Origin of the sequence: Acinetobacter sp., from assembly GCF_036666595.1 — a bacterium.
Taxonomy (GTDB): domain Bacteria; phylum Pseudomonadota; class Gammaproteobacteria; order Pseudomonadales; family Moraxellaceae; genus Acinetobacter.
Map to the genome: position 1 here is coordinate 233,016 of NZ_JAVWVO010000003.1, position 25,526 is coordinate 258,541.

Here is a 25,526-nt window from a genome sequence, read left to right on the forward strand (position 1 = left end):
TTTGTTATTTTGCTCGCATCATGTGCCACAGGGCTTTTTTAAGTAATGGCTGATCAAGCATTTCTTGTAAGCTTGCTGCTTGTGTGACTTTTATACCATTAGCATTTGGTATAGAGCCCAATGCAATAACAGTTTTACCCTGACTTAAACCATCAAAGAAACCTTGAATATAACTCTGAACACCACGCCCATCTTGTAAGTTCAACAAAGGAAAAGGCCAATTCAGCGCATACTTTTGCGCAGGTAAAGCTTGCACAATATTTTGCCACAGCTGTTGCTGCTCCACGCTCAATTGTGTCGCTCCAATCACCAAGGCGCAGTGCTCCAAGGCAACAGCTTGCAACTGAAAAGCCTCAACATGGATTGCCTCTCGGACAATCTCCTCTTTTAATATTGCAACAACTTCTTGCTTAATCGGTTGTGCCACGATTTCAGCAGGAGGCGCAGGATGTGGAAGCTTATGCTGTGCAGGTGGATGTTCAGGAATACTTTTGGCTTCGGGCTGAGACTGAGGTCGCACAATTTCAGAAATGATCTCTGTCGTGCTTTGATCTCGCCAGATCGATGTGGCTACATTTTGTTGAGACGGCAAAAAATCAGGAACCCACAAATCAATTCCTAAACTCGCCAAAACCTCACGCTGATGCCCGATCATCTTTTACCTTCACACTTCATTCAGTGCATATTCTATCGAGAAATGCCTAGAGATGCTGTTCTTTTCACATTTTATTCGTATAGACACTAGACAAACATCAAGAACAGGCTCAACGTCAAATTCACCACCCAATTAAACGATCATCAAGCGATTCTTCTTTTGCATTTGCTCAACGATCTCTTCACTATCAAAACCGAGACGCCAATAAAGCAACTCCAAAACATCCTGCTCATCTTGGGTAATAATGCGGTCATTCCATAGACAAATTTCAGCCACCCCCAAAATACTCAAACGATCTCGCAGCAGTAGCCCCGCCATATCATTTAAAATTTCGGCCAAATCAATCGGCTCATCTGAAATTTCCGCATACTGCTCCAACTCTTGCACAGTTAAAACTCGACGTAAAATTTTCTCTCGTACTTCCAACTGTGTTTCACTATTGATTTGTTGCACATGTAACAAAGCATCAATTAAACGCACAATCTGCGGTTTAACTTCATCTAGGGCCGCAGGTGTATGCACAGGCAACAAATTCAGCTCAAACTTAACTCTTTCGAGTAACAGCGCATCCAACAGTCCAATTTCTCCATCTTCCTGAATAATCCTCGCCAACTTTAATAGAAACTGACGTGCAATTGTCGCTGGCATGCCACCAATATTTCGGCATGCCTCATGGAAAATTGAAATATGAACACGACCATCTAGATTTAACAATGAATCAACAATAGCACGGCTGACTTCAGCCTCAGCAGGAATAAACTCACGGAATTGACGAATCATGAGAATCGCGACCATCAGCTCGCGTGAACCTGTTGCGGTCTGTAAAGCACGCTGAATGAGCTCTGGACGTTCAATATGCGCACGTACTTCAGGGTTGAGCGGTTTAATCGCATCTTTAATGGCAAAACTAATCGGAGACAGTCGTAATAAAGGCAAAGGTTGTGGTGAAGTCCAAGGGGCTTGGAAATCCGCGTACTGCTCTTCTAAAGAACGAAACAAACCAAATAGCGGACGGTTGCGCAGTTTTTCTAGGTTTTCCAACTGTATGTCTTGAACCAAATTCGGATTCATTTCATAAATACGCTCTTCAATGCTTGGATGAATATTCATCCAACTTTGCGCACTTAATGAGTTGGCAAAACACATGTGTGCAATCGACTCAGAATATTCGCTGTGAATTTGTGAACCTGCGTGATGCACATAGATACGCATCAGGGTTTGAATATTGGCATCATTTTGCATCAGGCGGCGTGTTTTCATATCATTTTTTAAAGTACGCCCTCCCAACGTCAGAAATTTAATACAGCGGGTAACCAGCACCCCCAAACTTCCGACCAACCAAATCAAACCACCTGTTGCAACAAAAGTGGTTTCAAAACTTTGCGACTTTTTATGATGGGTTGAAAAGCCTAATTTAGCAATTTTACTGCCCCACTGACTGAAGGTCGTAAGTGCACTATATAAAATTTTTAGCCGTGTATTTTCAGCGGTTTCACCCGATAAAATTTGATTAAACTCATGATTCAATAACCCCGTCAGCTCAAGTTCATCGAGATTTTGCAGGGCGCCCCACGTTAAAATAATCGCAATATCTTTAGGATAAAAACCAGCGGTTAAGGCATTCACCCCCACCTCATCGGGCAAAACATACACAGCAGGCGTTTCAATTAAAAAAGTATCCGCTAGTTTTTCTGTAATTTTCAGTGCAATACTTTCTTCTGGTGTACTTTCAATCAAACTTAAACGTCGTGCACGTAGTTGCTTGGCCAGACTGTGTCCACCTGAACGGAACACATACAGCTCATATACCACGGAATAGCCCATAATCAGGAACAATAAACCAATGATATAAATACTCAAGCTATGCCAAAAAATGCTTTGACTCGAATCAAAATAAAAAACCAGCAGTCCAGCCACAGTATTTAAAATAAATAGCGACAAAAGCACCGCAAGCAAGCAGATACTTGCAGACCACAACATGTTTTTATTCTTTATGATTGAATAGCTTACACCCTTCAATGTAAATCCCTTTTCTTACATTGTTTGAATCAATCCATCATAAATGAAAAAAGCGGGAAACTCCCGCTTTTCTCAAATCTAAATCAATTAGACTTCTTTCACTCCCGTCAAATCAACGGAAGCTGCATCAATGTTGACATCAATATAGCTGTCTTTCTTTTTCGATGTTTCACGACGTTTCGCCTGTAATTCATCTAAATAAGCTTCATCAATACCGCCAGCAACATATTGACCATCAAATACCGAGCAATCAAACTCTTGTAAATCTGGTACTTTGCTGGTGCGCACAGCTGCTTTTAAGTCTTCCAAATCTTGGAAAATTAGACGATCTGCACCAATAATTTCACGAATTTCTTCAACGGTACGCTCAGATGCAATCAGCTCTTCTTTTGCCGGCATATCAATGCCATACACGTTTGGATATTTCACCATCGGCGCAGCAGAAGCAAAGAAGACTTTTTTCGCACCCGCATCACGCGCCATTTGGATAATTTCGTTGCACGTCGTACCACGTACAATCGAGTCATCCACCAAAAGTACATTTTTACCTTGGAACTCAAGTTCAACAGGGTTCAACTTTTGACGAACTGATTTTTTACGTAATTGCTGACCTGGCATAATGAAGGTACGGCCAATGTAGCGGTTCTTCATAAAGCCTTCACGGAACTTCACACCCAACATATTTGCAAGTTCAAGTGCAGAGGTACGCGAGGTATCTGGAATTGGGATCACAACATCAATATCGTGCTCTTCACTCCACTCCGTCAAGATTTTCTGAGCAAGTTTTTCGCCCATTTTTAAACGTGCTTTATAGACTGAGATGCCATCAATGATCGCATCTGGACGCGCAAAGTAAACATATTCAAAAATACATGGGCGGTATTCAGGCGCTTCAGCACACTGCTTGGTAAACATCTGCCCTTGTGAGTCGATAAAGATCGCTTCACCCGGCGCAATATCACGCTCAACCTTAAAGCCGAGTGCCGTAATAGCGACAGACTCAGATGCAATGATATATTCCATACCTGCATCAGTCTCACGCGAACCATAAATCAGTGGACGAATACCATTTGGATCACGGAAACCCACTAAGCCATGCCCAGTAAGCATTGCAACCACGGCATAACCACCTTTACAGCGCTCATGGACTTTACTAACCACATGGAAAATATCGTCTGCTGTAGGCATCAATTTGCCGCGTTTTTGCAACTCATGCGCGAACACGTTTAACAGTACTTCTGAGTCTGAATCCGTATTCATATGACGTAAGTCTGTTTTAAACAGGTCGTCATGAATTTCTTCAGCATTGGTTAAGTTACCATTATGCGCTAACGTGATCCCGTAAGGTGAGTTCACATAGAAGGGCTGCGCTTCAGCGCTGCTCGATGAACCCGCAGTAGGATAACGTACATGCCCAATACCATAGTTACCTTGTAATGCACGCATATGGCGAGTGTGGAACACATCACGAACCATACCATTGTCTTTACGTAAAAATAAACGACCTTCGTGGCAGGTTACTATCCCAGCTGCATCTTGCCCACGATGTTGTAACATCGTTAATGCATCAAACAACATTTGGTTAACAGCTGATTTACCAGCTATACCAACTACTCCACACATAGCAACCTCGCAGACAAGCTAGGATTAATAAAAAGGATTATTTGTTGACTCACCCTGTCCCTCAGCATTTTTCGAGGAAATTTTCGGTGAAGAATCTGAAGATACATGTGTATCTTTAGACTTGATATGTGACATCGCCTCGCTTGCAGCCTCTTTAGAAAGCTCCATCGCCCAAGGCGCGTAAGGCAAAAGTGTTTGGACAAACTTGGATTGTCTCCAATATGGAGAGCTTTCAACCCAAGAACCCACACCTTGCATCGTAATCAGAACAATTAACAACCCTTTTAATGAACCAAAAGCACCGCCGGCTAATCGATTCAAAGGCCCGAGTTTTAAACTCTTCAATATGTTATTCAGTAATGCCGTGACAATCCACGTCAAAACCACAATAACCAATACAATAAATGCAAAAGCTGCAATTTTTTGAACCACTGGATCTTCACTGAGTGAGACCATCGAAGGTGCTAGGACACTTGCAAATTTAGCACCAACAATCAGCGCTAAAATCCATCCTATCAAGTTCGCAAAGGCTTTAACAAATCCTTGACGCAAACCGTTGAGCCCTCCAATGAGCAATACAATCAATATGAAGATATCAATAGCATTCATGTTGTTTTCATTGCAGAGACGCAGTCTTGAATTAAGGTTGGTCCTGTATAGATGAGGCCACTATAAACTTGTACAAGGTTTGCCCCTGCATTTTGTTTTGCAAGCGCCTGCTCACCCGACAAAATCCCACCCACACCAATCAAAGGAATCTGACCTTTTAAAACCTCAGCAAAGGCTTTTAAACACGCTGTACTTTTCTCAAACACAGGCGCACCAGATAAACCACCCGCTTCATCACCAAAAGGTAAGTTTTCCACCCCTTCACGAGACAAAGTCGTATTGGTCACAATCAGACCATCAATTTTAAACTGAAGCAGTTGTTTCGCAATAAATTGAATATCTTCCGCTTCCAAATCTGGCGCAACCTTCAGCACCAAGGGTACATAGTGCTGTTGCTCTTCAGCCAACTCTAACTGGCGTTTTTTCAGCGTCTCTAGCAGCTCGGTTAAAGCATCACCACTTTGCAAACTACGCAGGTTTTTAGTATTTGGAGAAGAAATGTTGACGGTAATATAAGACGCATAGTTATAGACTTTTTCTAAACAAATGAGATAGTCATCTACTGCGTTTTCGACTGGGGTATCCGCATTTTTGCCGATATTAATCCCCAAAACACCTTTAAACTTTGCCGCTTTGACATTTTCAATCAGTTGATCCACGCCAGCGTTGTTAAAACCCATACGGTTAATAATGGCTTTAGCTTGTGGAATACGGAATAAACGCGGTAGAGGATTGCCCTGCTGCGGACGCGGAGTAATGGTTCCAATTTCAATAAAACCAAACCCTAGACCTGCCAGTGCGTCAATATAAGCACCATTTTTATCTAGACCAGCAGCTAAACCTACAGGATTGGGGAACTCGATGCCCATACATGTCACCGGTTTAGCCGCTATATTTTGACGCATTAAGCCGAACTTATGCGTTGATTTCAATAGCGATAGTGTTAGCTCATGTGCACGCTCTGGTGCTAAAGTAAACAACAAAGGGCGGGCAAGAGAATACAACATATCTGTAAAAGTCTACTGCTTTTTAAGTCGCCATATTATAGGCATAGCCTAGCTAAAACACCATGCTTCGTCTGGCTTTATTTTTAGCGATTATTTCACGCTAGCCGATAATTTAATCTGCCCTGCGTCTGAGACCAACTCCATTTTTTCAATACTCAAACCATTTTGCGTTAGTTGAGTCAAAAAGTTGGCTAACACCACATAGTTTGCATGGCTTACCACCAACTGAATTTGTTCAGCATTCTGCTGCGAAGCAACCGATAAACCTTGCTGCTGTGCAATACGCTGGATCTGCTCCATTGGAGTCAGTTGTCCATCTGAGCTCGATTTCATGGTGACTGCATTGCTCTGCATCCATGTCATGGTTTCTTTAAGCTGGTTCACGCGTTTTTGCTGTTTCTCTGCCGCAGCATGGGTATACCAAAGTGCAGCCCCTATCGAGCTCACCAAGACGAAAATAACCAAGAAGATGGCTAATACACGGTCGCGCGGTGTAAGACGATCAAAATAAGTACTGATCAGCTCTAAACGCCGATCTACAACTGTTTGTAAATTTTGCATGGCTTTCATTATTGTATTTTCACCATTCCAATTGCCCCACCCGTGGTCGGCTGAATATTGCCTAATTCAACCTGAAAACCTTGTTGATTAAGCTGCTGAGTGAGTGTCTGTAAAGCCTCTGCCGAGTTGGCTTTAAGTTGCATATTTAGGCTATTCGCTTCATACACCACCTGATTCGCCACAATTTGCTGTTGCATGAGCACAGGCCCAACGCGACTCAATAAAGACAAAGCTTGCGCATCCGCTTGTTTATTCATATTCAGTTGATATTCAAACTGGCTTCGCAGGGTTTGCTCGGTCACAGGATAGTTCGCACCAAACCAATATTTAAATTGATCGACCGCCTGAACAGCCACTTGCTCTGCAAGCTTTTTATTTTGATACCAACGCGTTGCATCATAGGTCAATTGCGTCACAATCAATGCAGCCAATACCGCTGCACAGGCTTTCCAATAGCCCGTTGAAACATGTTGCTCTTTCACCTTCGGCAAAAGATTCCATGGATGTTGTTTTGCTCTTGGCAATGCCGCCCATTCATAATGGAAAGACTCAAGCTGCTCCTGCGTCACACTGGCGTTTAAGCTATGCATGTGCGAAGCACTAAAGTTACAAATTTTATATTTTTGGTTGACTGCTTGATAATCTAAAAATACAGCAAGATCATCAATTGATCCGCCCAACCAAGTATTAGCGCGAAACAGAAGTCGCTCTTCAACATAGCCCAAGATTACCTGTTCTGCGTCAGGTACAGGTAAAATCAGAAAATCAGGCAATAGGCTGACCAGCTTCACAGGAATCAAACTCAAGGCATGCTGTAAAGTCTCTAAACGATGCTTTGAAATACCTAAAACAGTGAGTTGCTCAGGCGCTTGAAAGTGATGTAATACTTTCATCTGATCGATTGAGCTCAATACATATTCTTCGAGCAAATACTTCACACCTTCAGCCCCCAACTGCTTGTATTGAGCCTTAGGCATATTTTGCTGAATAATTTGCACATCACGGCTTGGAAAGAAAACAGTTGCTTCCTCACCATGATGCGCTTGTATATCTTGGATCAATTGCTCAAGTGTATGAGCAGATTGCCATCTTTCCCCTATAGACCAGTGCCATGTTCCATCGGCTTCGGGCATCCAAATTTGCAACATGTATTATATTCTGCCGTTTTAATTGGTTTTTATATGCTAGGTATAAATGCTTTTGTTTGTGTCGACAAGCCTTCCGCGATAACTGCTTGCTCATAAATCCGCGCTTCAGCCAAAGCATAAGGATTAAAAGATTCCGTCACCAAAATCGAGGCCATATGTGCCACCACATTCATATGGCACACCACCACAATAGACTCATACGGCAAATGTGATAACCATTCCACAGCCGCTTTTGCATCATCATCTGGCTTAATAGTATTGCAAATTACAACAGGCACATCCGCAAAGTGCTGTTTAATGTGTGCCAATGTTTCTTGTGCACGCAGCAATGGGCTAACCACAAAGACATCAGGTTGGATCCGTGACTTTAAAAAGTCAGCAGTTTGCTCTGCCTGTGCATGCCCACGTTCGGTGAGTGGGCGTTTAGTGTCATTCCCCATGATCGGTGGCGCAGCTTCGCCATGACGTACCAAAGTCAGTTGCATAAAAAATCCTTATTCAAATCCTGATTATTTTAATTAATTTTTATGACAATTCAGTCATTATACCCACTTAAACGCTCATTTTATTTCGGTTTTTAAGTGACTTTAAACCTCATGATGCGGCAAAACAAACTCCACATCACTGCGGTGTCCATTTTTCATTAAGGATAATGCAATTGTCATTGGTGGCGCATTTTCAAAAATAACACTGTATAACGCACTGGTAATCGGCATATACACATCCAACTCTTCGGAACGTGCTTTGACTTGCACAATCGTGTTAATGCCTTCTGCTGTTTGCCCCAATTCAGTGGTTGCCTGTTCCAAGCTCTTACCTTGACCCAATGCAAAACCGACTTGATAGTTGCGACTGAGTGGACTGCTACACGTTGCAAATAAATCACCGACACCAGACAAACCCAAGAAGGTCAGTGGATTTGCCCCTAACTTCACAGCAAAACGACTCATTTCTGCTAAAGCACGAGTCAAAATCATACTCTTGGTATTTTCACCGACTTTGTATGCAGCAGCCATTCCCATTGCAACCGCATAAATGTTTTTAAGTGCACCGCCGAGTTCCACACCATGCACGTCATCGCTGGCGAACACACGAAACAAGGCACTATGCAAAGCTTGTTGTACCGCATAACGCACTAACTCAGACTGGCTTGCAATGACCGTCCCAGCTGGCTGTCCTGCCACAATTTCCTTGGCCAAGTTTGGCCCAGATAACACACCATAAGGCACTTCTGGTAGCTCTGAGCGAATAATGTCACTCATAAAACTAAAAGTATTCGCTTCAATACCCTTAGTTAAAGACACCACTGCTTGCGAAGTAATAAATGGTTTAATTTGTTTAAGGACATCACGGAAAGAATGACTCGGAATCGCCACCAAAATAATGTCGCGATCACGAACAGCCTCTTCTATATTTGAAACTGCACGTAAACCATCTTCAAGTTTAAAATCGGGCAAATAGCGTTTATTCACATGCGTCGCATTGATATCAGCCGCAACGGCTTCATCACGAATCCAAATCATGGTATCGCAGCCATTACGAACCGCGGTATTCGCCATAGCTGTTCCAAAACTACCACCACCCAAAACGGTAATTCGTAGTGCCGTTTTTTGATCTACCGCTACAGGTTCAACCAAATCTGAAAACTTTAACTCTGACATTATTTTTATATCCTAAAATGGAACTATTGATTCCAATAACTTACATAATCTTGGGTTTGAATTTCGGCACGTGGCGGAATCACTTTAACTGCCGTGCCAATATATAAAATACCTGAGATCAAATCATCTGCGGTGAGGCCTAAAGCCTGTTTGAAATGCACCGATTCCACCACTGCCCCACTACGCCACATACTCGAAAAACCTTGAGCTTGTAAGGACAATATAAAATTCTGAATAGCAGCCCCACTACTTAAAGTCTGCTCAAAATAAGGAACTTTCGGATGCGGTTGAAATTTGGTCAGCGCCAAGACCAATAATGGGGCACGAAAAGGATGATTTTTAACACGCTCTAACTGTGCTGCCTCAGTCTCACCCAAATCAGCCAAGGCTTGTGATAATAACTCACCAAATGCCTCACGTTGATCTTCAGAAATCACGATAAAACGTGTCGGTTTTAAACGATGATGATCTGGCGCAGTCAATGCGGCTTGAAATGCCCGCTCTAATTGTTCTGCATTGGGAGCAGGTTCGACCAAATGGCCAATCGATTGACGTTGATGCATATTCTGGTGAACGATATCTACCGCGAGTTCCGTCATTAGGCTCTTAATCTTTCAAATTAAACAATACGTTTTAGAGTAGCACACTCTGAAAAGTTTGCTCTAGCGCTTCAGTATGAAATACTCAGTTTCGGCAAAACTAATTTTAAAACCCTGTACGCTTTTTAAACTGTCCGATAAGACTGCATTTTTCATACATTTCTTACATAATTCATCCGACAAGCTATGTTCCAATAAACAATGATTTAATAAAACATGACTGGGGTATGAAATGAAAAAGAATATTGCTATCGTCGGAGCAGCAGCACTAACACTACTTCTAAGCGCTTGCGCATCGACACCAAGCAACTCTTTAGCAATCCAAAAAGCTGACAATCAATACGAAGTTACAGGTATTGGTAAAACTGCATTGATTGCAAAAAACAACGCCATTGAAGCAGCAGCTAAAACGTGCGGCTCTAAAGCAACAGCGATTGTGAGTGATGAAAAAACTGAATATCAAGGTGCTTTAAAAGGCGTAGTGAGTGATGAAACTGGAAAAATGATCCAAGCAGCCGCTTCCGTACTGGGTTCTATTTCAGGTACAAACTCAGGCATTAACCAAGACAGTGACTATCAAACAGTTCTAACTTTTTCTTGTAAAGCAAAATAAAAATGCCATCAAAAAACCGCTCAGATGAGCGGTTTTTTTACACCAATCACGTCAAACGATTAGCAATAGCCATCTAAACGTGTCAGTGGCAGTTTTTGCCCAATGGCTTTTTCAATTTCTGGTAGATAGAATGCATCATCTTCAGATAAGAAACTAATACTCACACCACGTGTACCTGCGCGACCCGTACGACCAATACGGTGTACATAGTCATCCGACTGTTCAGGTAAGGTGAAATTCACCACATGCGATACACCATCCACATGGATACCACGACCTGCAACATCGGTTGCAATCATAATGTTATGTTGACCATTTTTAAATTGGTCTAACATTTTCAAACGTTTGTCTTGTGCGATTTCACCTGACAACATCACCACTTTATAGCCATCACGCTTTAAGTTGTCATAGAGCTTACGCACTTGATCGCGACGATTTGCGAAAATCATCACTTTTTCAATGGGCTCATCGCGCAGAATGTCTTGTAGCAATTTATATTTATCAGACTTTGCGACCATGTAGACACGTTGCTCAACGTCCGCATTGGTCTTTTTCTCTGGCTCAATTTCAACAGTTACTGGTTCAAACAGCCATTGCTGCGCAAGGTTTAAAACATCGTAACTAAACGTTGCAGAGAACATCAGAGTCTGACGTTGTTCCTTACGTGGTGAGAAACGGACAATACGTTTGACTGAAGGAATAAAGCCCATATCCAATAAGCGATCAGCTTCATCAATCACCAAAAACTCAATCTGGTCGAGCCAAACTTCTTTTTGCTCAACAAAGTCAATCAGACGACCTGGCGTCGCCACCATAATGTCTACAGGTTTTTTATCGAGTTGTGCTTTTTGTTTATCAAAGTCAACACCGCCTAAAAGCGTCACGACATGTAAATCTGAGAATTTTGTGAGTTCTTTCGCATCGCTTTCGATTTGCAGTGCAAGCTCTCGAGTCGGTGCTAAAATCAAGGCACGAGGTTCACCGCGGTAGCGCTGCTCTTGAATTGGGTTATTCAGCAAGTCGTTAATCACGCTCACCAAAAATGCCGCTGTTTTACCAGTCCCTGTTTGCGCACGACCAATTGCATCATGTCCCGCCAAAGTGAATTTTAAAACCTTTTGCTGAATAGGCGTCATATCCTTAAAACCTAAAGCATCAATAGCTCGTTTAAGTTGAGGATGTAAATTTAAGGTTTCAAAACCTGATGACATATAAGTGCGCTCTGACGAAAAATCACGAAAATTGATCTGTAGTATAAACAAAAACGCCCCAATTTACATTGGGGCGTTTTAAAGTACGTTCAGACAATTAGTCTAAAGGTTGTACTTCTTCAGCTTGGAAGCCTTTTTGACCTTTTACAACGCTGAATTCAACGCGTTGGCCGTCACGTAGTGAACGGTGGCCGTCGCCTTGGATTGCACGGAAGTGAACGAATACATCGTCGCCGCCATTGCGTTGGATAAAGCCGAAGCCTTTAGTGTCGTTGAACCATTTAACTACGCCTTGTTCACGAGCTGTCATAAGTTAATCCTCATTGTATCTAAAAGAAGGACCACCCGGTGTTGCAAACAGCAGACCAAACAAGGTTTAAAAATATTTATTATTTCTAAGCTTGTAATCATTCTGTATAACTATTAACAAAATCCCGGTTACATCCATTTGTAAAATAGGATTTAAAACAATTTATGGTTGTGTTAAATCCCAGTACGCGACGAGCTTAACATGGGTTAAAAACAATTCATACCCTTTTTTTTGATTAATCGTCTTTTTAATTCAGCATATTTTTTAACTAGTTATTTGTAATTTTAGATATAGCGACTATAGGCCTATAACACATGAAATATTTGGGTTTTGGCACTGAATTTGCTAATATTTCTACCCACCTAAATGTTGTGAAGCCCGCCTTAGCTATATGAGTGATATCGAACAAAATACCAACATTATTGATGCAATGGGGCAACCATGTCCTATGCCTCTGTTGTTGCTTAAACGCGCACTTAAGAAGAGTCCGGCGCAGCATTTTCTATTAAAATCGTCTGATCCGCACAGTCAGATCGATATCACGCGTTATTGCGAAATCCATCATTTAACTTGTGTTTTGAAACAAATTAATGAACATGAATTTCACTACTTCATTGAATCTTAATTCTTTTCAATTACACTAAGTCTATTCACATTTGCATAAAAGTTTACATTTCTATACCCAATTTTCCATTATTCAGTGGAAGATTGGATTAAGATAAATTCAATTGTTGGGTAAAAATGAAATCCCTAAGGAGAACACATGAGTGACAGCAGCAATCAATTGATGCCCCTGTCATTATCGGCACCAGGTGTAAACTTGGGCGCTTATATTAGTACTGTCAACCAAATCCCGATTTTGACAGCGGAACAAGAAAAAGAGTTAGCTGAACGCTACTATTATGACCAAGACCTCGATGCTGCTAAACTTCTAGTCATGTCGCATCTGCGTTTTGTGGTTCATATTGCCCGCAGTTATGCAGGCTACGGCTTACCTCAAGGTGACCTTATTCAAGAAGGTAACTTGGGCTTAATGAAAGCCGTTAAACGCTTCGATCCAAACATGGGCGTACGCTTGGTCTCTTTTGCGGTGCATTGGATTAAAGCAGAAATTCACGAATATGTGATTCGTAACTGGCGTATTGTCAAAATTGCGACAACTAAAGCACAACGTAAACTGTTCTTTAATTTACGTAGTCTAAAAAAATCGTCTAAAAAGCTCACTCTAAAAGAAGCTCAATCGATTGCGAATGACCTCAATGTGACACCTGAACAAGTGTTGGAAATGGAAGGTCGTTTAACTGCTTATGATGCGGCGTTTGAAGCTCAGGGCGATGATGACGATGAAGGTTCAGCCCATGTTGCACCTGCGCTCTATCTTGAAGATAACCGCTACGACCCAGCGCGTTTGGCTGAAGAAGAAGATTACGAAGAACAAAGCACAAATGCTCTGCATGATGCCATGGAACTGCTTGATGACCGTTCGCGTAATATTTTACAGCGCCGTTGGTTAGATGATGAAAAATCGACGCTGCACGAACTGGCTGCTGAATATAATGTTTCGGCTGAACGTATTCGTCAGCTTGAAAAAAATGCCATGGAAAAAATTAAAGTGGCGATGTCATCAAACTAAGATGATAGCAATGCTGAAAAGGGCGAAATGCCCTTTTCTTTTTACCAATAAATGAGGCTTTTTGTCTTTTAACCTGTCTTCAAAATATGCTACTTTGTTGCGCACAGTGATATAAGTAAAGCATTGCATATGTGGATTGCGATTTCAGCGCTGAATTTAGCGTTTGCCGTTATATTAGGTGCCTTTGGCGCACATGGTCTCAAAGCACGTGCTAGTGAAGCCCAATTGGCTTGGTGGCAAACTGCAACTGATTACTTTTTTTACCATGCACTTGGTTTACTGGCGCTTGGCATTTTGGCCAAAGTTATTCCCCAACTTCCCATCAAAACCAGCTTTTTACTGATTCAAATCGGCATCTTCTTTTTCTGTGGTTCCCTCTATGTCATGGCATTGGGCTTACCGCGTGGTCTAGGTGCGATTACCCCAATTGGTGGCGCATTGATGATTGCAGGTTGGTTAGTTCTGGCATGGAATGCCATGAAATATGCCAAGTAAACAACTAGAGATAAGCACGATGCAGATTTATTTAAACGGCGAACTACAGCACACCGAATGTAAAAACCTGCTTGAACTGGTGCAAACCTTTGCACTTGAAGGTAAACGTTTTGCTGTTGAGCAAAATGAAAACATTATTAGTAAAAGTAAATTGGAACACACTCCAATTTGCGCAATGGATCGAATTGAAATTATTCATGCCGTCGGTGGCGGTTAATACGGAGTTCACATGCAAGACAGCCCTCTCATCATTGGTTCTAGATCATTTCAATCTCGTCTGCTGGTGGGCACAGGTAAATATAAGGACCTGCAAGAAACCGATTTGTCCATTCAAGCCAGTGGCGCAGAAATCGTGACGGTTGCGATTCGTCGCGTCAATATTGGTCAACACCCCGACCAACCAAACTTATTGTCCGTGGTCCCACCTGAAAAATACACCATTCTCCCGAATACAGCAGGCTGTTTTGATGCCAATAGTGCAGTGCGTACCTGTATGTTAGCGCGTGAATTATTAGACGGTCATAACTTGGTCAAGCTTGAAGTATTAGGCGATGAAAAAACGCTGTATCCAAACATTACCGAAACATTGAAAGCGGCACGTACCTTGATTGACGATGGTTTTGAAATCATGGTCTATACCTCGGATGACCCAATTGTGGCTCAAGAGCTTGAAAGCATGGGCTGCGTTGCCATCATGCCTTTAGGCAGTTTGATTGGTTCTGGTCTAGGGATTTTAAATCCACACACAATTTCTATCATTAAAGAAAATGCCAAAGTCCCTGTGTTAGTAGATGCAGGTGTGGGAACTGCAAGCGATGCAGCGATTGCCATGGAACTTGGCTGTGATGGCGTGTTGATGAATACTGCGATTGCTGCCGCTCAACAGCCAATTTTAATGGCTTCTGCAATGAAAAAAGCCGTTGAAGCGGGTCGTGAAGCATTCCTCGCAGGTCGTATGCCTCGCAAACGTATGGCCAATGCAAGCTCACCAGAAACAGGTTATTTCTTTAAATAATCTCTTCATCTGTATTAAGTAATCAAAAAGGATTCTTCGGAGTCCTTTTTTATTTATTTCAACACCAGGACAACACTTTATGATGACCTAAGTTGTTGGGACATTTCGCCACACGCTTTGATACACTCAGCAATATCCACCTTCAAACATCTATAACCATATAAGAATGAGAGGAAATGATGCCCATGCAAAAATGGATCAGACCAACACTCATAGTCAATGCCCTATTTTTCATAACTTTTACCAACAGTACTTGGGCCAAAGTAGAGGCAAAACCTACTCTCAAAACGAGCTACCAATCTTTTGTACCAAAAAACTGGAAGATTTTAGAAAAAGTCCAAGGTGATTTAAACCAAGATGGTCAAGCGGACATAGCGCTGATCATTGAAGACACCAATCCTGAACATCTCGTTAAAAATGATCGCTTAGGGAGTGATGTGCTTAATACAAATGAACGAAAGCTTTTGGTTTTATTGAAGCAAATGCATGGTTATCAACTTGTGGCGACTAATAGCACTTTGCCGACAGAAGGCGATATAGAGTCCCCTTGCCTCGCAGATCCACTCGGTGAGACTGAAGCGTTAAGCATTCAAAAAGGCGTGCTCAAAGTTCATCTGCACTACTGGTTAAGCTGTGGTTCGTGGTATGTGACCAATCACACGTATACCTTTCGATACCAAGACCGTGCATTTAAAATGATTGGTTATGATGTCGATGATTTCCACCGTGCATCGGGCGACATCACGGCACAAAGTATTAACTTTATGACAGGCAAAGTAAAAAATACGACAGGTGAAAATGAGTTTGCTGAAAGCACTCAACCTGTCAAAGTTCAATGGGCAACACTCAAACAGCATTACGCATTGAAACTCGAACAGGTTCAGTTCAATGAACCACTTGAGTTTAGATAAGCAGCTCATTAAAAATACTTTCAAATGCAAATTTATCGCTTACTGTGCTTCTAAAATGCGAATTTTCACATGAGCAACTGCACCTTCAGTTGCTTGAGCATGTTGCTGCATATTGACACTCTGCATGTGTGTTTCTAAATGCTGCATGCTTTCCCATTTTTCATACATCATGATTGAAAACGGTACTTTGGTTTGTAATGCACTCTCAACAGCAGGATGATCGATATGCACATCATAGAGATGGCAACCGGGCTCTTGTAATACTTGCTCACGGATGTTGTTGAATGAATCAAGAACCGTTGTAAAATCTTGCTCTGAATGACAAATAATTTCAGCAATGACAGTTAACATGGTCACATCTCCCGATTAAGCAAAAACTTGCGTCAAATGGTCACGGTACTGTGCCATATAGGCTTCAACTTCAGGTGCTTTAATCACATCATTGACAATAAACGTCGGTAAGGTTTGCATCCCTAAAAATTGATTGGCTTTGTGAAAAGGTAAATAAACCCCGTCGACCCCAACCCCATGAAAAAATTGTTCAGCGTCGTTAAATGCATCCATCGGTGCATTCCATGTCAACGACAGCATATATTTTTTATCGTGAATCAGACCGCCTGAGCCATACTTTTTTGAAGCATCTGCACGTGAGCGACCATCATTGGCATACAGACTACCGTGCCCTTCGGTAAAGACATCATCGATATACTTTTTCACAGTCCATGGTGCACCCATCCACCAACCTGGCATTTGGTAAATCACGGTGTCTGCCCACAGAAATTTCTCCACTTCAGCTTTTGCATCATATTCGCTGTCAGCGCGTGTCACTTGAACCTGATGTCCTAAGACTGACAAGACCTTTTGCGCAAGTTCAGTTAGGGTATCGTTTAACTGACCATTCGAGTGTGCAAAAGTTTTCGCACCGTTAATTAATAAAATATTTTTCATGGGAAGAGCCTAAAAGCCAAAATCTATGCAGGCACTATAAAGACTCTGTTCTGCGCTAAAAAGTAGTGAATCTGCAAAATATTATTGACTAAATATCAATAATAAATTTTAAAGTATGAAAAAAAGCGCCTGTCGGCGCTTCTTCAATGCATCAAAATTAAGGAATTAGACCTTCATCTCGCATTGCAATTTGTACTGACTGACGTTCAGCCACTTTATTACGGATAAAGATAATATTTTTATACGGCGATAAATCATGTTCGATGCCATTTGACCAATTGGTAAGGACAAATAAATACGCATCTGCAGGGCCAAAATTATCATCGACCAAATAGTCATGATCCGACTCACCAATTTGTTTGTCGATATAACTGAGTAAACGATCAATCTCTGTATAGGCTTTTTCTTTAGCAACAGCGTCTAATGGCGCACCGAAGAAAACAGCATAAGCATCATGTAATTCAGAGTTTAAATAACCTAGCCATTCTAAAACTTTGGCACGCCCCAAACCCGATGGCGGAATAAGGTCTTGTTTTGGATCATGTTGTGCTAAAAATGGCAAAATGGCTACATTTTCAGTCAGAATCAAACCTGGATTAATTTCTAAAGCGGGTACATATCCTTTTGGATTAATTTCGTAATAATCAGCACCTTTTTCTGTTTTATGTGTTTTTAAATCTACTCGGACTAAATCAAAGTCAACATTAATTTCATTGAGGATAATGTGCGCCGCAAGTGAGCACGCACCTGGTGCATAATAAAGCTTCATATCTGATCCTTGTTATAACTCTATTCTCTGTTTTAAATGGCTTCTAACAAACTTTCAAGTGATCAAAACCTGTAAATTGCAAAAAAGCGTAAACGAAAAATCATTCGTTCGCCTATTGAATATTGTCTAATTCACATTTTTTTTCAAGTACAACAACACTGCAATTTGCAACAGAGTTGTTTTAACATAGCCCCTTGACCCTAAAATGAATTTGATCTGTGATTAGCCTTAAAAAAGATGAATGGTTTTCTAACATTCGTACCGATGTTTTAGCAGGTTTAGTGGTAGGACTTGCACTGATTCCCGAATCTATTGCTTTTTCAGCAATTGCAGGGGTAGACCCTCAAGTCGGACTTTATGCCTCCTTTTGTATCGCAGTGAGCATTGCTTTTTTTGGTGGTCGTCCAGCCATGATTTCAGCAGCAACAGGTGCCATGGCACTACTCATGATCACACTAGTCAAAGAGCATGGTTTACAGTATTTACTGGCGGCAACCATTCTCACTGGTGTCATTCAAATCATTGCGGGTTATTTTAAAGTTGCCAAACTGATGCGTTTTGTGTCGCAGTCGGTGGTGTATGGTTTTTTAAATGCGCTGGCGATTTTAATCTTCATAGCACAACTTCCAGAGCTCAGCCAAATGAATTACTGGGGCTATGCATTTGTCGCTCTTGGCCTCTCTGTAATTTATCTGTTTCCCTATCTGCCTACAGTGGGAAAAAACATTCCCTCACCGCTCATTTGCATTCTTGTCCTGACCGCTTTGGCACTGTTTTTAGGCACAGATATGCGTATGGTCAGTGACTTAGGTCATTTCCCCGATACTTTACCTATTTTTCTACTGCCTGATATTCCACTAACCTTTGAAACGCTGCAAATTGTCTTCCCTTACGCCATCACATTAGCGACCGTCGGTTTGCTTGAAAGCATGATGACCACCACAGTAGTGAATGAAGTCACAGGCACTGAAGGTGACCGTCATCAAGAATGTCGCGGACAAGGTATGGCAAATATTGTGAGCGGTTTTATGGGCGGTATGGCAGGCTGTGCCATGATTGGACAGTCTATGATTAATGTCAGCTCAGGTGCACGTACTCGACTTTCAACCTTAGTGGCTGGTGTGTTTTTACTGTGTTTGGTGGTGTTTTTTAAAGACTGGCTGTCCTATATTCCAATGGCAGCTTTGGTTGCCATTATGATCATGGTGGCTTTTACAACCTTTCAATGGGACTCAGTTAAAAACATCGCTAAACACCCGCTACAAAGTAATGTGGTGATGTTGAGTGTAGTGATGATTGTCTTAGCCACACATAATCTTGCCTTGGGTGTCTTTGTCGGAGTTTTACTGTCCGCATTATTTTTCATCAATAAACTGGAAAGTACGGTTCATGTTCAGTCTGAACTACATAACCATACCCGTCGCTATGTGGTGAGCGGTCAAATTTTCTTTAGCAGTTCAGAGAAGTTCTTTCAGTTTTTTGACTTTAACGAACACATTCAGAAGGTTGAAATTGAACTCAGCCATGCACATATTTGGGATATGACTTCAGTTCATATGTTAAATGCTGTGGTTGAAAAGTTTGCAGCCCAAGGTGTTGTGGTCGAGGTGTTAGGCTTAAATGAAGCCAGCACTACCCTCATTGACCGTATCAGCTCATAAAGTTGAAACCATAGACAAAATAAAAGGGCGATGACGCCCTTTTATTATTATCCATAAAGCAAGTTAAGACTGATTCTTGCGGCGTCTTAGGCTGCTATACAAGGCCAAACTAATTAATCCTAAAGCAGACCACAGCCCTGTACTTCCCGCACTGGTTTTATCATCATCGTTAAGCACTGCATCGTTTAAGTCTAAATCCACAATCACAGGATCATGGTCAGAAGAACGGTAAGCATCGTCCGCATAGAATGCAGCAATTTGCTCCTCCGTTTTATATTCTTCGTTATAGTCCAGTGCAGTTGGTTCATCCGCATTGATATGCCATGCAAATGCTTTTTTCACCAAAGGATAAAGTGCTGCATCAGCGATCGCATGATCTAAATTGCCTGCACCACCATAACCTTGAGTATTACTGGCTACGCCAAAGACATAGCTATAAGCACTTTTACCTTGACCAATTTTTTCATCATTCAACAGCACTTTATAGTTGGCTTGTTCAAGCGCCAGAATTGGATCTTCTTTGGCATAACTGTTCAGATCACCCAACAGTAAGACATTCGGTTTACTCACCTGTGTTGGATTTTTCGCGACCCATTGCATTAACGCTTGTACCGCTTTAACGCGGGTTGGATTCCAGCAACCTTGACCATCGCCCTGATCTGCCTCTATCGAGGTTTTATCATCTGGACAGCTACCTTTAGACTTCAAATGGTTGGGAATAACTGTAAATGTCTTCCCGCCTGATAAGGCTTGAAAGGTTTGCGCCATCGTGACTCGGTTTTTCTGACTCTGGTCATCAAAGACTGCGGCGGCATTGATTGGTTTGACCCGCTTGGCATTATAAATAATGGCAACAGCAATCGCATCGGTTCCAAGTTTGTCAGCATTCGGAGGCGTTACATATTTCCAGTCACCCCCCAAAGCTTGGGCTAAATAAGCAACTGCACTACGCTCACCATAACCATTGTTGGCAATTTCCATCAGACCATAAACATCTGCATCAATCGCTTTTAATGCACTGACAATTTTCAGATGTTGCTTTTTAAACTCAGCCTCAGAACTTGCACCACGTTCCGTAGGAAAACCTTGCGCCAAACCATTGTCATAATTCAGTACGTTAAATGCTGCCACACGAACTTGCTGTGTGGCCTTTGCTGGAACGCTTACACGTGGGTTTGTCGTGTCTAAGACTTGCGGCGCTGTTGCACCAAGCACAGGTTGAATTCGCCATTGGTTATAACGGTATTCTAAAATGCCTTGTACATTTTGCAGTTGTGCGCCTGTACGTAGGGTGTTTTTAGCACTAAAGGTCGTTGGCAACCACGGTGTTCTGTTCTGATTATTATAGCCATCATCCAAAACAAGTTTAGACCGTAAATTTTGTTGTGCCAGTGCTTTGGCTTCGGTTGAATGAGCAGGATATAGATTGGTTGGGATATATAAACGCGCGGGGCTTAAAGCCAGTTCTCCAAAACGCCCATAGTTATAGTTTTCACTGACCGTGAGCGTTTGAGGAATATTGACCAACATACCCTGATAACGTTTTGGTGCATGACCTGACATTTCAGTCAAACTATCAAAAGGCAAATTGATCGCCATTGGTTTAACCCAATCACTTGCCGAAGGATTACAGACATTAATATCACTGCTTAAATCTTGAAGCTGCAGTTGGTTTTGATAGGTTTTTAACTTGCCTTTGAAAATGACTTCCTGCCCGACTTGCCCACCTGTCACGCTACTTGAAGCGGGAACATAGACAAACACCGCATTACTGGTATTTGCAGTTGCCTGAGTATCTGGGGTTTGAACAAAGAAACCTGAGAAACCATTGTTATAACGATAATCTGCCGTGATTACGCCTTTCACCACATATTCCGCATCTTGCGCTGCACTTTGCAATGTCGCAATTGGGGTAGCTGTCGTACTACAGCTCACGGTGTTCAATGGTGGTACCACTGTATTTCCAGCAAGATAACTGGAAAATGCATTTCGATCTGACCACTTTTCCCATGCCGATGCCAAGTCAAATGGTGCGGTAACGTCTATCCCCGTACTAGAAACATTATTGCTTAATAAAGTGCGTTTAAAGCTATTTCCCTTTGCAACACCACCCCATCCAGTGCTTGGGCGTTCACCCACTGTACCAAAGCGGTCAATCGCAATGCCATTATGATAAAGCACCAAAGTGTCGTCACCATTAAAAGCTAAGTTCGCCTGCTGTTGCACCGCATCGCCCAGAGCTTCTTTTAAAGCAGAATGCCCGACTAGATAATGCCCCTTTGCCGCTAATTGACCTGTCAAATTCACCGTCAAATTTGCACTGGTCTCACCATTTGCGTATTGCTTGATCTGATATTCTGCCAAGTTGACCGTCGTCGGATCTGGATTATAAATTTCCAATCCTTTCTTATTTAAAGTTCCATCTACATACTGACTAAACAATAGCTGTGCATAGGCAGGAAAGGAACAACCTGCCAAAATCAGGCTCAGGCTTAATATCTGTGGCTTAAAATTTTTCATCATTTTTTATCAGTTGGTTAAATCAGCTGGCAGGTTAATTTTTATTCGTTACATCATGATTAATAAATGATGACAATTTCTAGGTTGCGCAAACATGGTGGTGCTGAATTTAATAAATTCTGAGTAAAAAATTTGACTTGTCCTGCTCAGGACTTACAATACCGCTTTCGAATTTCTACATCTGCCAAAATTATGACGAATGATCAATTAGACCAGCAAGTCGTCGAGCTAGACAACTTAAATGAACACCGCGAAATTGTGACATTTATGCGTCGTTCATCTCCGCTGAACACCTCGCAACGCACTGCGCTTGAACAATATGGTCACATGATTTTGGAATATCCTGTAGGTGACCTACGTCAGCAGTTTGAGCATCCAGAGCGTCCGCTCACGGTTGAAATTGGCTTTGGTATGGGACGTTCATTGGTCTTGATGGCACAGGCCAACCCTGAACGTAACTATGTCGGGATTGAAGTGCATGTTCCGGGGATTGCGCAATGTGTGTATGAAGCTGGAATTGCAGGTTTAACCAATCTTCGTCTTTTAGATGCCGATGCCATTCAAGTATTACGTGAAATGCCAGATAACAGCATCAACGCTGTGCAACTGTACTTCCCAGACCCATGGCAGAAAAAACGTCACTTCAAACGTCGTTTTGTGTCACATGACCGTATGCCACTGGTTGAGCAAAAGTTGGAAATGGGTGGCACATTCCACGCAGCGACAGACTGGGAACCGTATGCAGAATGGATGATTGATGTACTCGATAACCGTCCAAATCTTGAAAATATGGCAGGTAAAGGCAACAGCTACCCACGTCCAGACTGGCGTCCACAAACTAAATTTGAACGTCGTGGACTAGAAGAAGGTCATAAGATTAACGACTTCTTATTTAAGAAAATTAAATAAATTTTAGATCTCATAAAAATAGGGCCTAGTGCCCTATTTTTATGTCCGATGTTTTAAAACACATGCCTAATTTCAACCGTTGGATCATATTCATCCAAACGTTTTGCCAAAATATGTAAACGTCGTGTGGGCACTGCGGGAAACAAATGATGTTCTACATGATAAAACATGTTGTAGGTCACGACCCGTTTAAACTCATTACGCACTGTACGCGCCATATACACATGATCTTCCGTATCATGATGCACCGTCCATACCGCAAAAAATGCTGTCATACATTGTCCAATCAACATGGCACTGACATGGTATTTTAAAATACTAATATCCAAGATCACAAAAACCAAAAACAATACAATGACGTTGGCAACCAGTTCAGCAGACATCCATTTTTTCTGGGTTTTAGTCCCAACCTCAAAGGCTTTTTTATGCAACATCCATGGAAAAACAGGGCCAAAAAGTAAGGCTTGCCACCACTTCATGATTGCACTTTTCGCTTCAATATCCTCTTCTTGCATACAGTGATGATGGTGTCGGAGGTGATTAATTTGTACCGCATGCATCGAACCGAGCATGACGATGCTCAAAACAAACATAACCCAATGGGTCGCAGTTCGGCTAATGCCTAAGGCAAAATGAAAAGCGTTATGCACCTGCCTGAGCCCTGTTAAGAAAAACATAAACGAGCAAAACAGCGCCAAGACATACCACTGTAAACCTGCAAAAATGAAAGAGACAATCAACCATGGCAAAGAGATAAATAATTCACTGATCACATCGGTACGGCCTAAATGAACGAGATCTTTCCACTGCACTTGTTCTAATAATGAATGTGAACGCATATACCCTCTATTTGTTTGTATTTATTTTAAGCAACACTGTACCGAATCTTAGGGCATAAAAAAAGCCACGTTTTCAGTGGCTTTGCTTGTTCTTTGTGACTCACTTCTTCGTTTATTATATTGAATGTCAACTGTGACGTTGACTGATCTGCTGACTCATTAAGGCATATACGTCAGCAAGATCCGCTCGTTGATCTTGCGCAAGCATCTGTTGATGCATCTGTAGAATATTCTGATCCTGACGCATCGCAGGACCAGTTTGCATCTGCTTCGGGTCATTCTGTGTAGCTTTCTGTGCGGTTTCTAAGATCAATGGTTGTAGCAGATTAAAATCGACCTGCTCTGCATCCACCACTTGTTTCGCCATGTCAAAACAATAATTACTAAAATTACAGGCAAAAACGGCCGCTAAATGCAAACTTAGACGCTGCACAGAGCTATAGCTATACACGCGTTGGCTCAGGCTTTCTGCAAGTGTATGTAGTCTTTGAAGATCCGTATTTTCAGTGGCTTCTACAAACAACGGTGTATTTGACCAATCAATATCACGTTCCAAGCTAAAGGTCTGCAAGGGATAAAAAACCCCTGCACGTGCGTGCCGTGTAGACAAAACTGAAAGCGCTGTACTCCCCGAAGTATGTACAATCAACACATTCGGCATATATTCAGTCAAGGCCGAAATTACACTCGGAATAGACTGATCACTTACCGCAATAATCACCAAATCAACATCAGCATTTAACTGGTTAAAATGACTGACCGCCTTTGCATGTACGACTTGTGCCAAATCTGTAGCTTTGTCGAAGCTTCGGCTATAAATATTGACGATTTCATGCTGAGACATCAGGGCTTTGGCCAAATGATGAGCCACCCGCCCCGCTCCAATTAAACTGATCCGCATCTTCATTTCACTATTTTAAAGTACCTACAGCATGCCAATAAAAAAAGGATGAAGCAATTCATCCTTTTTTATTAAATTGACACTGACCCACTAAAACTTACGAAGAGTCAAAATCTGTTCACTACGGCCAAATGGCCCTTGTTCATCGTGCAAAACCGCACTGGTTAAACCGATACCATCATCACCATATTGCTGAGTCGCTTCCAAACCTAACCATTTCCCTTGGGGTAAACGGTATAAATGCAGTTGTAGGTCTAAATTGGGAAAGCCCCATCCAGATGCTGGATTTTGACGTGGGACAATACCGTTGGCTGTATCCACCATACCCAATAAGCGCACAAAACTTGATGTTTCCTGAGCTTCCACCATGTCCAAATCATTATGTAACCAGACAATGCCTTTACCAGCACGGTGCCCTTCTGCCGCACGTGTCTCAATACTCTGGATATAACCACCCGGCCAACATTTCATCCCATCCCATACTGGCAATGTTTCAGGATGTATAATTGATTGATCTTCTAGCCCTGCAATTACACTGGTATCTTGCTTCATCATTTTCCAAGCACGAGCCACAATACAGGTCTTCCCGTTTGCCTGCATTTCCGCCTCGATCAGTTCAATGGTTTTTCCAGCACGAATGACACGGGTATGCACCGTAAACTCACCAAAAGCGATCAGTCCAAAAATATCTAAACTCACACGTCCAATACGCATCTCATCGCGTGGTTGAAACTGCTCTAACTCCGCACACAAAACCCCTGTTGCTGGCGCCATGTGCTGTTCATGCGGGTTCCATGCACCTTGTGCATGAATATTGGAAAGATAAGACGCCGTACAGCTCCCATCACTGTGCTGTTCACGATTTAAAAGTTGATAATAGGCTGCCATGTGTATTCCTTCATTCTTATC

At 42.1% G+C, this 25,526-nt stretch carries 28 protein-coding genes; 9 read left to right on the forward strand and 19 right to left on the reverse strand.

The window, feature by feature from the left end; genetic code table 11:
- Positions 1-4: 4 nt before the first annotated feature.
- From RR876_RS06320 to RR876_RS06365, 10 genes are all read right to left on the reverse strand, one after another.
- Positions 5-655 carry a hypothetical protein gene (locus tag RR876_RS06320; RefSeq protein ID WP_332476863.1) on the reverse strand — a complete coding sequence of 217 codons (651 nt, stop codon included), beginning with the start codon at positions 653-655 and terminating at the stop codon, positions 5-7.
- 132 nt (positions 656-787) lie between these two features.
- On the reverse strand, positions 788-2,674 hold the full coding sequence (locus RR876_RS06325) for a M48 family metalloprotease (RefSeq protein ID WP_332476864.1): 1,887 nt from the start codon (positions 2,672-2,674) through the stop codon (positions 788-790).
- Between the two features lie 87 nt (positions 2,675-2,761).
- Positions 2,762-4,297 (reverse strand): amidophosphoribosyltransferase, encoded by a 1,536-nt coding sequence (gene purF / locus RR876_RS06330; protein WP_062033868.1) that lies wholly within the window; start codon positions 4,295-4,297, stop codon positions 2,762-2,764.
- A 24-nt stretch (positions 4,298-4,321) separates the two neighbouring features.
- On the reverse strand, positions 4,322-4,906 hold the full coding sequence (locus RR876_RS06335) for a CvpA family protein (protein ID WP_004696270.1): 585 nt from the start codon (positions 4,904-4,906) through the stop codon (positions 4,322-4,324).
- Complete coding sequence (locus tag RR876_RS06340; RefSeq protein ID WP_332476865.1) at positions 4,903-5,913, reverse strand: quinone-dependent dihydroorotate dehydrogenase; 1,011 nt, start codon at positions 5,911-5,913, stop codon at positions 4,903-4,905. The genes RR876_RS06335 and RR876_RS06340 overlap by 4 nt, the downstream gene beginning before the upstream one ends.
- 90 nt (positions 5,914-6,003) lie before the next feature.
- Complete coding sequence (gene gspM / locus RR876_RS06345) at positions 6,004-6,483, reverse strand: type II secretion system protein GspM (protein WP_332476866.1); 480 nt, start codon at positions 6,481-6,483, stop codon at positions 6,004-6,006.
- A complete protein-coding gene (gene gspL, locus RR876_RS06350) occupies positions 6,483-7,622 on the reverse strand; it encodes a type II secretion system protein GspL (protein ID WP_332476867.1) in 1,140 nt (379 codons plus the stop codon). The genes gspM and gspL overlap by 1 nt, the downstream gene beginning before the upstream one ends.
- 29 nt (positions 7,623-7,651) lie before the next feature.
- A complete protein-coding gene (locus tag RR876_RS06355) occupies positions 7,652-8,107 on the reverse strand; it encodes a phosphoglycerate mutase family protein (RefSeq protein ID WP_005400615.1) in 456 nt (151 codons plus the stop codon).
- A 102-nt stretch (positions 8,108-8,209) separates the two neighbouring features.
- Entirely contained in the window at positions 8,210-9,283 is a 1,074-nt protein-coding gene (locus tag RR876_RS06360; RefSeq protein WP_183172863.1) for an NAD(P)H-dependent glycerol-3-phosphate dehydrogenase, read from the reverse strand.
- A gap of 23 nt (positions 9,284-9,306) precedes the next feature.
- A complete protein-coding gene (locus tag RR876_RS06365) occupies positions 9,307-9,882 on the reverse strand; it encodes a nitroreductase (protein ID WP_332476868.1) in 576 nt (191 codons plus the stop codon).
- Positions 9,883-10,114: 232 nt separating this feature from the next.
- Here RR876_RS06365 and RR876_RS06370 point away from each other — a divergent pair, with 232 nt between their 5' ends.
- Entirely contained in the window at positions 10,115-10,495 is a 381-nt protein-coding gene (locus RR876_RS06370) for a hypothetical protein (protein WP_332476869.1), read from the forward strand.
- Positions 10,496-10,554: 59 nt separating this feature from the next.
- Here RR876_RS06370 and rhlB read toward each other — a convergent pair whose 3' ends face one another.
- Together rhlB and RR876_RS06380 are read right to left on the reverse strand one after the other, a co-directional pair.
- On the reverse strand, positions 10,555-11,706 hold the full coding sequence (rhlB, locus tag RR876_RS06375) for an ATP-dependent RNA helicase RhlB (RefSeq protein ID WP_140402869.1): 1,152 nt from the start codon (positions 11,704-11,706) through the stop codon (positions 10,555-10,557).
- Positions 11,707-11,803: 97 nt separating this feature from the next.
- Positions 11,804-12,016 (reverse strand): cold-shock protein, encoded by a 213-nt coding sequence (locus RR876_RS06380; protein WP_004648643.1) that lies wholly within the window; start codon positions 12,014-12,016, stop codon positions 11,804-11,806.
- A 391-nt stretch (positions 12,017-12,407) separates the two neighbouring features.
- Here RR876_RS06380 and RR876_RS06385 point away from each other — a divergent pair, with 391 nt between their 5' ends.
- From RR876_RS06385 to RR876_RS06410, 6 genes are all read left to right on the forward strand, one after another.
- Positions 12,408-12,641: a sulfurtransferase TusA family protein gene (locus RR876_RS06385; protein WP_004696251.1), complete on the forward strand. Its 234-nt coding sequence runs from the start codon at positions 12,408-12,410 to the stop codon at positions 12,639-12,641.
- Between the two features lie 138 nt (positions 12,642-12,779).
- The gene (gene rpoH / locus RR876_RS06390) at positions 12,780-13,649 is read left to right on the forward strand and encodes an RNA polymerase sigma factor RpoH (protein ID WP_332476873.1); all 870 of its coding nucleotides are present in this window, start codon (positions 12,780-12,782) and stop codon (positions 13,647-13,649) included.
- A 129-nt stretch (positions 13,650-13,778) separates the two neighbouring features.
- Positions 13,779-14,144 (forward strand): DUF423 domain-containing protein, encoded by a 366-nt coding sequence (locus RR876_RS06395; RefSeq protein WP_332476874.1) that lies wholly within the window; start codon positions 13,779-13,781, stop codon positions 14,142-14,144.
- A 19-nt stretch (positions 14,145-14,163) separates the two neighbouring features.
- Positions 14,164-14,361, forward strand: a complete 198-nt coding sequence (thiS, locus tag RR876_RS06400; protein ID WP_004696245.1) for a sulfur carrier protein ThiS — start codon at positions 14,164-14,166, stop codon at positions 14,359-14,361.
- A gap of 12 nt (positions 14,362-14,373) precedes the next feature.
- Complete coding sequence (locus RR876_RS06405) at positions 14,374-15,159, forward strand: thiazole synthase (protein WP_332476875.1); 786 nt, start codon at positions 14,374-14,376, stop codon at positions 15,157-15,159.
- Between the two features lie 185 nt (positions 15,160-15,344).
- Positions 15,345-16,070 (forward strand): hypothetical protein, encoded by a 726-nt coding sequence (locus tag RR876_RS06410; protein ID WP_332476876.1) that lies wholly within the window; start codon positions 15,345-15,347, stop codon positions 16,068-16,070.
- 39 nt (positions 16,071-16,109) lie between these two features.
- On the opposite strand, the gene RR876_RS06415 is transcribed toward RR876_RS06410, so the two are convergent.
- The 3 genes from RR876_RS06415 to RR876_RS06425 form a co-directional block, all read right to left on the reverse strand.
- Positions 16,110-16,421 (reverse strand): antibiotic biosynthesis monooxygenase, encoded by a 312-nt coding sequence (locus RR876_RS06415; RefSeq protein WP_332476877.1) that lies wholly within the window; start codon positions 16,419-16,421, stop codon positions 16,110-16,112.
- 15 nt (positions 16,422-16,436) lie between these two features.
- On the reverse strand, positions 16,437-17,018 hold the full coding sequence (locus tag RR876_RS06420) for an NAD(P)H-dependent oxidoreductase (RefSeq protein WP_332476878.1): 582 nt from the start codon (positions 17,016-17,018) through the stop codon (positions 16,437-16,439).
- 157 nt (positions 17,019-17,175) lie between these two features.
- Positions 17,176-17,787, reverse strand: a complete 612-nt coding sequence (locus RR876_RS06425) for a glutathione binding-like protein (RefSeq protein WP_159127406.1) — start codon at positions 17,785-17,787, stop codon at positions 17,176-17,178.
- A gap of 218 nt (positions 17,788-18,005) precedes the next feature.
- Here RR876_RS06425 and RR876_RS06430 point away from each other — a divergent pair, with 218 nt between their 5' ends.
- Positions 18,006-19,448 carry a SulP family inorganic anion transporter gene (locus RR876_RS06430; protein WP_332476880.1) on the forward strand — a complete coding sequence of 481 codons (1,443 nt, stop codon included), beginning with the start codon at positions 18,006-18,008 and terminating at the stop codon, positions 19,446-19,448.
- A gap of 63 nt (positions 19,449-19,511) precedes the next feature.
- Here RR876_RS06430 and RR876_RS06435 read toward each other — a convergent pair whose 3' ends face one another.
- Entirely contained in the window at positions 19,512-21,968 is a 2,457-nt protein-coding gene (locus tag RR876_RS06435) for an ExeM/NucH family extracellular endonuclease (RefSeq protein ID WP_332476940.1), read from the reverse strand.
- A 192-nt stretch (positions 21,969-22,160) separates the two neighbouring features.
- Here RR876_RS06435 and trmB point away from each other — a divergent pair, with 192 nt between their 5' ends.
- Positions 22,161-22,877, forward strand: a complete 717-nt coding sequence (gene trmB / locus RR876_RS06440; protein ID WP_005400603.1) for a tRNA (guanosine(46)-N7)-methyltransferase TrmB — start codon at positions 22,161-22,163, stop codon at positions 22,875-22,877.
- A 53-nt stretch (positions 22,878-22,930) separates the two neighbouring features.
- Here trmB and RR876_RS06445 read toward each other — a convergent pair whose 3' ends face one another.
- The 3 genes from RR876_RS06445 to RR876_RS06455 all read right to left on the reverse strand — a co-directional run bounded on the left by RR876_RS06445 (position 22,931) and on the right by RR876_RS06455 (position 25,505).
- Positions 22,931-23,716 carry a fatty acid desaturase gene (locus RR876_RS06445; protein WP_332476881.1) on the reverse strand — a complete coding sequence of 262 codons (786 nt, stop codon included), beginning with the start codon at positions 23,714-23,716 and terminating at the stop codon, positions 22,931-22,933.
- A 127-nt stretch (positions 23,717-23,843) separates the two neighbouring features.
- Positions 23,844-24,617 (reverse strand): F420-dependent NADP oxidoreductase, encoded by a 774-nt coding sequence (locus RR876_RS06450; RefSeq protein ID WP_332476882.1) that lies wholly within the window; start codon positions 24,615-24,617, stop codon positions 23,844-23,846.
- Between the two features lie 90 nt (positions 24,618-24,707).
- Entirely contained in the window at positions 24,708-25,505 is a 798-nt protein-coding gene (locus tag RR876_RS06455; protein WP_332476883.1) for a thioesterase family protein, read from the reverse strand.
- Positions 25,506-25,526: the final 21 nt, after the last annotated feature.